Here is a 9,560-nt window from a genome sequence, read left to right on the forward strand (position 1 = left end):
ATACATCAAACTTGAAACAGGAGTTTTAAGATGAGTGTTGTTGCATATGCTCCCGCGTCGACTGCAAATGTTAGCGTAGGTTTTGATGTATTGGGAGGGGCACTTACCCCTATCAATGGTGATTTATTTGGTGATCGGGTAAAAATAGCAAGCGGTGATAGTGCTTTTTCACTGGACTGTATTGGCCGTTACGCGCATAAATTACCCGTAGATTTTAAAGAGAATATTGTCTACCAATGTTATTTAGGTTTTGAGAACGTCTTAAAAAAACTTAATAAAGAACTATTGCCGGTTAAAATGACCCTTGAGAAAAATTTACCCGTTGGCAGTGGTCTGGGCTCCAGCTCCAGTTCAATTGTAGCTGCATTAGAAGCATTAAATGCATGGCATGATTACCCTGTTGATGAAAACAGTCTGCTGCTTTTAATGGGCGAGATGGAAGGACAAATCAGCGGTAGCATACATTATGATAATGTTGCTCCCTGTTACCTTGGCGGAATGCAGTTAATGGTTAATGAAGGCGGGGTTATCAGTCAAACGCTACCTTCCTTTAAAGAATGGTATTGGGTTGTGGCCTATCCCGGAATAAGTATTTCAACGTCGGCTGCACGCAATATTTTACCTGCGCAATATCGCCTCAGTGAAACTTTAACCTATGGCCGACGTTTAGGTGCATTTGTTCATGCCTGTCACTCTAATCAACCTGATCTTGCAGCAAAAATGCTTAAGGATGTTATTGCTGAGCCCTATCGTTCGCAACTGATCCCGGGTTTTAAAGAAGCACGTCTTTTTGCCGAACAAAGCGGTGCATTGGCGATGGGCATTTCGGGCTCAGGACCGACCGTTTTTGCCGTAATGACTGACCTTATACAAGCGCAATCATTACAACATTGGTTAACCGAAAATTTTCTTCAAAATGATGACGGATTTTGTCATATTTGCCGCCTCGATGAACAAGGCGCACGCGTGTTAGGAACAGAGCTATGAAATTATACAACATCAAAGACAACAGCGAGCGGGTCAACTTCCAACAAGCCGTAAAGCAAGGTTTAGGGCGTGGTCAGGGACTTTTCTTTCCCGAAAAAATAACCCCACTTGATGATATTAATGCGCTTTTGCAAATGAATTTAGTTGATCGTTCAACTGCTATCTTATCGCACTTAATTGGTGATGAGTTAAGTGAAGAAGTGCTGCATAGTATTATCTCTAAAGCTTTTACTTTTGAAGCGCCGGTAAAAAAAGTGACTGACAAGATTAATGCGCTGGAGCTTTTTCATGGCCCAACCTTGGCGTTTAAAGATTTTGGCGGCCGTTTTATGGCGCAGTGTTTAGCGGAATTTAAGGGCGATCATAAAATTACTATTTTAACGGCAACATCCGGTGATACCGGTGCTGCTGTTGCCCATGCTTTTTTCAATATGGAAAACATTAACGTTGTTATTCTTTATCCGAAAGGCAAAATCAGCCCGCTGCAGGAAAAACTGTTCTGTACATTAGGCGGGAATATTACCACTGTCGCCATTGAAGGTACCTTTGATGATTGCCAGACCATGGTTAAACAGGCATTTGATGATCAGGAATTAAAACAGGCGATTGGCCTAAACTCAGCAAATTCAATCAATATTAGCCGCCTGCTGGCGCAGATCTGTTACTACTTTGAAGCTTTCGCGCAACTATCTATTGCGCAGCGCAAAAACTTAGTTGTTTCTGTTCCGAGTGGTAATTTTGGTGATTTAACCGCGGGATTGCTTGCTAAATCTTTAGGGTTGCCGATTAAACGTTTTATCGCGGCGACCAATGAAAACGATACGGTTCCCCGTTACTTGCAGAATGGCGCTTGGGCTCCTAAAGCAACTGTTGCCACGCTTTCAAATGCGATGGATGTTAGTCAGCCTAATAATTGGCCGCGTATTGAAGAGTTATTTAAAGTACAAGGCTGGTCTTTATCTGAACTGGGTTACGGCATGTTAAACGATGCACAAACACGCACCAGTCTGCTTGAGCTAGATAATTTAGGTTATTTATGTGAACCTCATGGCGCAATTGCTTACCGTGAACTTACAAAACAGTTGAAAGAAGATGAAACAGGTTTATTCTTATGTACAGCGCATCCGGCTAAATTTAAAGAAAGCGTAGAAGAGATTTTAGGTCGTGAAATTTTCATTCCTGAAGAGCTTGCTTCGCGTGCCGATTTAGACTTATTGTCAAAAGAATTTCCTGCTGATTTTGCAATGGTCAGAGCACTATTGATGTCTTTGTAATAATACCGGCAAATAAAAAGGGCGTTTATTAACGCCCTTTTTTTGTCTATTTTTTAGTTAACTGTTGCGAGGTTTTCAGTCTAAACCTAATACTTTGATATGTTGAAATTATAGTGTTTCTAATAATACATTGTAATTTAATAGACTAAAGTAATAACAGCAGTTAATTGGGACCTAGCCTCTTTTAGGGAGCCAAAATGAGTAAAGTACTAAATGATCTTCTAAGTCAGTTGAATTTAGAAAAATTAGAAGAAAACTTATACCGTGGTAATAACCAAGATCTTGGTACCGGGATAGTTTTTGGCGGGCAAGTTATGGGGCAAGCCATTTCTGCTGCCAAAGAAACAGTCAGTGAAAATAGAAATGTTCATTCTTTTCACTCCTATTTTCTTCTTCAAGGCGAAACTGACAAACCCATTGTTTATGATGTTGAGCATATTCGTGATGGTAAAAGCCTTTCCACAAGGCGTGTAAAAGCCATTCAAAACGGCAAAGCTATTTTTTTTATGACCGCTTCTTTTAAAGCCAGTGAGCATGGTTTTGAACATCAGTTAGAAATGCCGAATGTGCCCAAGCCTGACGATTTGATTTCTGAACAAGAAATGGCATTAATGCATACGGATATGTTACCGGACTCTCTGCGTGACAAACTTATTTCGGAAAAACCGATAGAGATGCGGCCGGTCACCTTTGTCAATCCCAGTGATCCTGAGGTTGAGTCTGCGAAACGATTTGTTTGGTGTCGAGCAAATGGGAAAATGCCCGATGATTTACGTATACATCGTTATTTATTAGCCTACGCTTCTGATTTCAACTTCCTGCCAACCGCATTACAGCCCCACGGTGTTTCATTTTTGTCGCCGGGGATGCAGGTTGTGACCATTGATCACTCTATGTGGTTTCATCATGATTTTCGTTTAGATGACTGGTTGTTATATGTTGTTGAAAGCCCGGTTGCATCGGATGGATGTGCCCTGGTGAAAGGTCACTTTTTTACAAGGGAAGGGAAGCTAGTTGCTTCAACGATTCAGGAAGGCTTGATTCGCCAAAGAAAGATAAAAGTGTTAGTTAAAGAAAAAAAAGGAAGTGATTAATCTTCCTTTTTATCGGTTTTTAACAAACGCCTAAATTATTATTCAGCATTAGCGGTTAATGTTAACCGCAATTGCGTCTGCTATTGATTATAAAGATTCAGTAAATGTTCGAGTCATAACATCAGCTTTTTGCTCTGCTGTTAACGAATTAAAACGTACCGCATAACCTGATACACGAATAGTTAGCTGCGGGTATTTTTCAGGGTGATCGATTGCATCTTGTAATGTTTCACGACGCAGGACATTAACGTTTAAATGTTGGCCACCTTCTTGTGCTGCGGGAGCCTGAACGGAAACTTCTTTATATTCTATCTCCCCCAAGTCAGAAAGAGATACAATCTGATCTTCAGTATAAGCATTGTCATTAACACATAAACAACGTGCTTGAGCATTCGCTTCGTCTAATAACCAGAAAGAGTTAAGTAGAGATGTATTTTCAGATTTAGTGATTTGGATTCCAAAAGCCATGTGAAGCTCCTTAATTTGGGTTAATAAAAAAAGTGTAATAAAATTACAATTTTTGTTGGAGATTTAAAGTGTTATGTAATAAATCTTAGTTAATTATATGGGTTGAATTGCTTGATGTAAATCAATATTTCCATGTTTTTATTGTGGTTTAATTGGTTGTTTTTTGATTTGAATCATTGCAAAATTACTACTTTTGCTATTCAGCCCTAAAATCAGGATATTGGATTAATTATCGTTGTTGTCATATTTTATTTTGTTTGTTGATTTTTTGTTGTTAAATAACAACTTTTTTCATTCATAATAATTTTTATCAGTCTAAAATAAAGAGTAAAAGATGAGTTGGAAGGAATTTATTACAGAGCAGGAATCCATGGAGTATTACCATCTTCTTCAAGGATTTTTAAAATCTCAACAAAATGTAGGGAAAAATATTTATCCCCCTGAGGATCTTATTTTTAATGCATTTAATTTGACCGCGTTAGAAAATGTTAAAGTGGTTATTTTAGGACAGGATCCTTATCATCGAGAAGGACAGGCTCACGGTCTTAGTTTTTCGGTACCGGAAGGCATTAAAATTCCACCTTCTTTGCGTAATATTTATAAAGAATTATCCACCTCTATTGGCGGTTATAAAATACCTGATTCAGGAAATTTGGAACATTGGGCAAAACAAGGTGTCTTACTGTTAAATGCAGTGTTAACGGTTGAACAGGCGACTCCTGGTTGTCATGCAAAAAAAGGATGGGAGACCTTCACAGACAATGCGATTAGCGAGATAAATAATACGCGTAGTGGGGTGATCTTTTTATTATGGGGAAGTTACGCCCATAAAAAGGGAAGTTTGATAGATAAAACTAAGCACACAGTTTTAACATCAACTCATCCGTCGCCTTTGTCTGCATATCGAGGGTTCTTTGGTTGTGACCATTTTAATCAAGTAAATGAAATATTGGCTGAACGGAAGGAACCATTAATTATTTGGTAATGTGACATAGTTCCTCTGTTTATTTTTGTTGAGCCGATATAATGAAAAGTCTGATTCATAAATTTGTGAGTATCTATTATGCTGTCTACTATCCATAAAGATCATGTTAACATCAGCAACCTGTTAAGATTGTTAAGAGAAAAAGTTAAACTTTTAGAAAATGATCAAGGGGTAGATTATCGTTTAATGAAAGCGATCATTAAATATTTAAGAAATTATTCCGATAAATACCATCATCCGATGGAAGATATGATTTATGAATATTATTTAAAATATCGTATAGTTTCCGATGATGTTGCCAACCGTTTATCCCTAGAGCATAAATTAGTAAAACAAATAACTATCGAACTGGATGAATTGTTAGATATGATTTTACTTGATGCCGTAGTGCCCAAAGAGCAGTGCATTGAAAGGTTAAAAAACTTTATAAAATTACAGATGGCGCATATGGCTTACGAAGAACAAGAAATACTGCCTAAGATTGAAGCAAGTTTAACAGAAAATGATTGGCGTATTCTTGAAGAACAGTGGCATCATGAGGGGCACATCGATCCGTTGTTTGGTGATAAAGTCGCAGATGAGTATAAAAAATTATCTGAGCGTATTAAGCAAAGTTAACCTTTAAAACTGAGGGAACCCCACAAATAATCATAAATTACCTAGCCGTATAACGAGGTTGGGTAATTCATGCAAAACCCCAATAATAACTTTATCATCTATCATCTATTGCTCTGCGGCAAATCCGATACACCGCAAAATATAAAGATTGAGGGCACTAATAAGAATAAGTATATCAAACCCCTCCGGTTTTCGAGAGTTTGCAAACTCAAGGCTGATGGCTAGTTTGGCGTTTTTTTGTCTCTAAAAGCTTTTTTAATTTGCATTGTTGTTTTGTATAGCTTAACCATTTTTCAGGTTTATTATTCCAACTTTGTGGCAGACAACTTAATAAAAACCTAGGCTCATTTGCTTTCTCTTCTTGGTACTTGTCCGCATTACACTGAGAATTACCTCCTCGTAATTTCTTCTTTATTCGACCTGTTTTTTACCCCTTGTATAGGGGCGCTATACAAGGGGACTATAATAAATATCGCCTAAAGTCACTGCTTTAGGATTCGCAGATGAAAACCATTTTTGCTTCTTTGCCACTTTTCGCCATCAATTGATAATTGAACATTATTTCTTACTCTGCAAACCCAATACCAACCCATATCTTCAATCGCTTTAAACCAGGGCGTTTTAAAAAGAGCATCTGCTAAGATTATTGGACGGCACCATCTGGTAAACAATATTCAATTGAATTATGTAGTGCTTGGTGAGCGGCGGCAGTATTAAGCTCACTTTCTTCATAAGTTTTTTCATAAATGGTTAGCGCACGACCTCCCATCGGAATACTGACACGTAATAATTGAAATATTTCGTTGCCATTAATCGAAGACCAATCAACCATAAGTAATAGATTACGCTCATTTACAACAACACTTTCAGTCATATATATTCAACAATCGATGCGTTCCGAATAAAGAAAAGTGTTTTCGCAGAGACGGTCAGCACGTTTAATACCATGCTTTTTGTCTGTTTTAGAAAAGTTTTTCAACCCTCTTCCAAGTTAAGTGACAGTCAACCTTTGATCTATTATTGTAGACAGTACAAAGGTCAAAAGCGTATTTAATCTTATGGCTACTGAATAAAAATCTCTAGGTTAATATCTCTTGCTCTGTAATTGATTTTTGTATAAATTTACGGCAAGTTTTTTGAGGGAAAAACGTTACTGAGTTGTGTAACATATGAACTATACCATGCATCAAGGTAGCCTTTAAGGCAGTCACTACATTGCTTTTTAGTTCCATAATTATTGATGTTGGTGTTGAACCATATTTTTACTCATAATTGATATTTTTAATAACTGTACTATCTTGAATATAGTTCAAGCCTTAAAACAAGGACTGTGTATCTCGGTTAACCAACAAAGGGATTAAAGTTGTGGTATCACAGAATTTTTTTACTTCTAAGTCATATTCATACTCATTTCTTTACCGATTAATTGACTTATCAATTTTATTTTTAAGCCTACCTTTAGCCGCTTATTTATATGGTATTTCTTTAGACCAAGAATATCTTGTCGCGGTGTTAATTATTTCCGTATTTTTTTTGTATCTATCTGAATCATTTGAACTCTATCGTTCAAGACGAACAGACCGTTTTTCAAGGATCTTTTTCAGAGTAGGGGCCAGCACCTGTATCGCTTTTTTAGTAGCGGCGGCGCTCGCTTTTTTACTGAAAGAATCAGAATACTTTTCGCGAGTCACTATCGTTTTATGGTTTTTTTTGACTCTGTTCTTTAGTATATTTTGGCGAGTAGTGCAACTTCAATGTATGAAAGCATATCGTAAATCGGGGCGATTTATTAAGAAAGTAGCAATTATCGGCGCAACAGATTCTGCGGTTAATTTATTTAAAGAAGTAAAAAATAATAACGAGCTAGGTTATGAATTAGTCGGTGTTTATGATGATAGATCTTTAGATCGAGTACATCAGGATTTAAATGAAGAGGTGATTGGACGGGTTGAAGATGCTGTTCAGCTAGCGAGAGATGGGCATATAGATATTTTGTTTATTGCGCTTCCTTTACAAGCAGAAAAACGCATTGCAGATATATTATTATTATTAGGTGATACAACCGTTGATGTACATTATTTACCTAACTTTTTTGTGTCTAATTTGATTCGTTCCCGTGTTGAGCATGTTGGGGCTGTCGATACCTTGAGTGTTTATGAATCGCCTTACCTAGGGCCAAAAAAATGGCTTAAGCGAACAGAAGATATTATAGGAAGTCTTATTATTCTTAGTGTCATTGCCATACCTTTGCTATTGATAGCCTTGACTATCAAGGCTACCTCTCCAGGTCCTGTCTTGTTTAAGCAGCGGCGTTATGGATTAAAAGGAGAAGAGATACTTGTTTGGAAATTTAGATCCATGCATGTAATGGAGAATAATGAAAAAGTTATACAAGCTACCAAAAATGATGCGCGAATAACTCCTTTGGGGGCTTTTTTGCGCCGCTCATCTTTAGATGAATTCCCGCAGTTTTTTAATGTATTGCGTGGAGATATGTCTATTGTCGGACCTAGACCACACGCAGTTGCACATAATGAAGAATATCGCCGTAAAGTGCAGTTTTATATGCTTAGGCATAAAGTAAAACCGGGGGTTACTGGCTGGGCTCAAATAAATGGATGGCGAGGAGAAACCGACACGCTTGAAAAAATGGAAAAACGTGTCGAATTTGATTTGCAATACATAAAAAGTTGGTCACTTTGGTTCGATTTTAAAATAATTTTATTAACAATTTTTAAAGGTTTTTTTGGGAAAAATGTATATTAAAAATTATATCAGCCAAAAAATGTAAATTGATGATGTGATTACTGCCGAAGCTGGATAGCTATTGTCATCTTAACGATAAGATTAGCGATAATCTGAGAATGATAAATTATAATATGTATACAAGGTATTATTATCCTGAACTGGTCACTAATTTTGCTGTGTAGTTCTTCTTATCAATTCACAGTGATTTTCCAATATCTAGAGGGACCAGTTAGATCTGCTACGGTTAAATAGAAGTGAATTATGGTTGGTACAACAAGCTCATAGTGTAAAAACACTACAATCGTATATAAAAATAGCATATTAGGGTAACCCAAAGTATCAAAGAGATAGATTGCTATCCACATAGCTATCTATCCCCCTTTTTGAATTAAAATAAAGACTTATTTTTTGATTTTTATTTGGCACGTCAATGGTTGTTTTTAAATAGCTTAGTGTGAAAAGGATCTGCTTGTAGATCCGATTTAGCTGTGATCATATACATCTTTTTATTATCAGAAAAGCTATGTATTCCCTAATTAACCTTGTTAAATCAGCTTTCAATTGTTTAAGAACCTCGCCAGCCTAGTGAAGTTCAGCATAATTTGATTGATGTGTTATTTTAACTATAACAGCCTTGATTTCAGGGGAGGGTTGGGAAGATATAGAAGATTTTGGTAATCATAAATTAGATTGGCTACGAAAATTCCTAGCCTTTACGGGTGGAATACCGACTAATGACACAATTTCTAGAATTTTTCAGTTAGTAGAACCCATGAATTTCAAAAATGTTTTACTACTTGCATGAAAAGTTGTTGTGAAATGACGCATGGCAGCGTTATTGCTATCGATGGTAAAACTTTAAAGGTTCTTTTAAGAAAAAAGATAAAACAGACACTATTCATATGGTGAGTGCTTTCGCCGCCGCCAATTCTGTTGTTTTAGGGCAAGTTAAAAATCAAACCAAATAACAGCAATCCATGTGCTTTTAGACTCTTTACTGCTATAAATTCCCATAAGCTCTATCAAAATAGAATAGACAAAGAAAATATAATGCTTATCAGTTAAAAAAAACAGCATTATTTACATGATAAATGAACACATCGATTGTTAAGTAATCAGTCGAACATTTTATTGAAATAATCATCAATAAAGCCCTTGCCAAGGTTCACAAAATCTCTATAATGCGCCCCACGGAAACGGGAAAGACGCAAGTCAGTCCGGTTACTTAGAACGAAAGAGATTAGGTTTTTAACAACGTAACACGTTGATTAGAAACACAAATTAATCATTGACATCGTTTGTAGGTAGCGTAATATACGCACCTCGCCGAAAGGCACGCTCTTTAACAATTTAATCAAACAATCTGTGTGGACACTTATTGTTGAT

9 protein-coding genes and 1 pseudogene are annotated in these 9,560 nt (G+C 36.8%); 7 read left to right on the forward strand and 3 right to left on the reverse strand.

The window, feature by feature from the left end; genetic code table 11:
* Positions 1–30: 30 nt before the first annotated feature.
* The 3 genes from thrB to tesB all read left to right on the forward strand — a co-directional run bounded on the left by thrB (position 31) and on the right by tesB (position 3,355).
* A complete protein-coding gene (gene thrB / locus ACJAZP_RS16460; RefSeq protein ID WP_415231833.1) occupies positions 31–987 on the forward strand; it encodes a homoserine kinase in 957 nt (318 codons plus the stop codon).
* Positions 984–2,261, forward strand: a complete 1,278-nt coding sequence (gene thrC / locus ACJAZP_RS16465) for a threonine synthase (RefSeq protein WP_415231834.1) — start codon at positions 984–986, stop codon at positions 2,259–2,261. The genes thrB and thrC overlap by 4 nt, the downstream gene beginning before the upstream one ends.
* 197 nt (positions 2,262–2,458) lie before the next feature.
* The gene (tesB, locus tag ACJAZP_RS16470) at positions 2,459–3,355 is read left to right on the forward strand and encodes an acyl-CoA thioesterase II (protein ID WP_415231835.1); all 897 of its coding nucleotides are present in this window, start codon (positions 2,459–2,461) and stop codon (positions 3,353–3,355) included.
* A gap of 87 nt (positions 3,356–3,442) precedes the next feature.
* Here the strand turns inward: tesB and grcA are convergent, their stop codons facing one another.
* The gene (grcA, locus tag ACJAZP_RS16475; protein ID WP_415231836.1) at positions 3,443–3,823 is read right to left on the reverse strand and encodes an autonomous glycyl radical cofactor GrcA; all 381 of its coding nucleotides are present in this window, start codon (positions 3,821–3,823) and stop codon (positions 3,443–3,445) included.
* Positions 3,824–4,157: 334 nt separating this feature from the next.
* On the opposite strand from grcA, the gene ung reads away from it, so the two are divergent.
* Both ung and ACJAZP_RS16485 read left to right on the forward strand, forming a co-directional pair.
* Positions 4,158–4,808, forward strand: coding sequence for a uracil-DNA glycosylase (gene ung / locus ACJAZP_RS16480; RefSeq protein ID WP_415231837.1), 651 nt, complete (start codon positions 4,158–4,160; stop codon positions 4,806–4,808).
* A gap of 78 nt (positions 4,809–4,886) precedes the next feature.
* On the forward strand, positions 4,887–5,426 hold the full coding sequence (locus ACJAZP_RS16485) for a hemerythrin domain-containing protein (protein ID WP_415231838.1): 540 nt from the start codon (positions 4,887–4,889) through the stop codon (positions 5,424–5,426).
* A gap of 482 nt (positions 5,427–5,908) precedes the next feature.
* On the opposite strand, the gene ACJAZP_RS16490 is transcribed toward ACJAZP_RS16485, so the two are convergent.
* Both ACJAZP_RS16490 and ACJAZP_RS16495 read right to left on the reverse strand, forming a co-directional pair.
* Entirely contained in the window at positions 5,909–6,019 is a 111-nt protein-coding gene (locus tag ACJAZP_RS16490) for a hypothetical protein (RefSeq protein ID WP_415231839.1), read from the reverse strand.
* 50 nt (positions 6,020–6,069) lie between these two features.
* Positions 6,070–6,300: a hypothetical protein gene (locus ACJAZP_RS16495; protein ID WP_415231840.1), complete on the reverse strand. Its 231-nt coding sequence runs from the start codon at positions 6,298–6,300 to the stop codon at positions 6,070–6,072.
* Between the two features lie 491 nt (positions 6,301–6,791).
* Here ACJAZP_RS16495 and ACJAZP_RS16500 point away from each other — a divergent pair, with 491 nt between their 5' ends.
* Together ACJAZP_RS16500 and ACJAZP_RS16505 are read left to right on the forward strand one after the other, a co-directional pair.
* Positions 6,792–8,192: an undecaprenyl-phosphate glucose phosphotransferase gene (locus ACJAZP_RS16500; protein ID WP_415231841.1), complete on the forward strand. Its 1,401-nt coding sequence runs from the start codon at positions 6,792–6,794 to the stop codon at positions 8,190–8,192.
* A 524-nt stretch (positions 8,193–8,716) separates the two neighbouring features.
* Positions 8,717–9,139, forward strand: a pseudogene (locus ACJAZP_RS16505) (ISAs1 family transposase); the annotation flags it as partial.
* Between the last annotated feature and the right edge of the window lie 421 nt (positions 9,140–9,560).

The sequence above is a fragment of the Psychromonas sp. genome, from assembly GCF_047632955.1.
Taxonomy (GTDB): Bacteria; Pseudomonadota; Gammaproteobacteria; order Enterobacterales; family Psychromonadaceae; genus Psychromonas.

Coding starts and splice junctions, on each gene's coding strand:
- thrB (WP_415231833.1), top strand. CDS start 31: ATGAGTGTTGTTGCATATGCTCCCGCGTCGACTGCAAATGTTAGCGTA.
- thrC (WP_415231834.1), top strand. CDS start 984: ATGAAATTATACAACATCAAAGACAACAGCGAGCGGGTCAACTTCCAA.
- tesB (WP_415231835.1), top strand. CDS start 2,459: ATGAGTAAAGTACTAAATGATCTTCTAAGTCAGTTGAATTTAGAAAAA.
- grcA (WP_415231836.1), bottom strand. CDS start 3,823: ATGGCTTTTGGAATCCAAATCACTAAATCTGAAAATACATCTCTACTT.
- ung (WP_415231837.1), top strand. CDS start 4,158: ATGAGTTGGAAGGAATTTATTACAGAGCAGGAATCCATGGAGTATTAC.
- ACJAZP_RS16485 (WP_415231838.1), top strand. CDS start 4,887: ATGCTGTCTACTATCCATAAAGATCATGTTAACATCAGCAACCTGTTA.
- ACJAZP_RS16490 (WP_415231839.1), bottom strand. CDS start 6,019: ATGGGTTGGTATTGGGTTTGCAGAGTAAGAAATAATGTTCAATTATCA.
- ACJAZP_RS16495 (WP_415231840.1), bottom strand. CDS start 6,300: ATGACTGAAAGTGTTGTTGTAAATGAGCGTAATCTATTACTTATGGTT.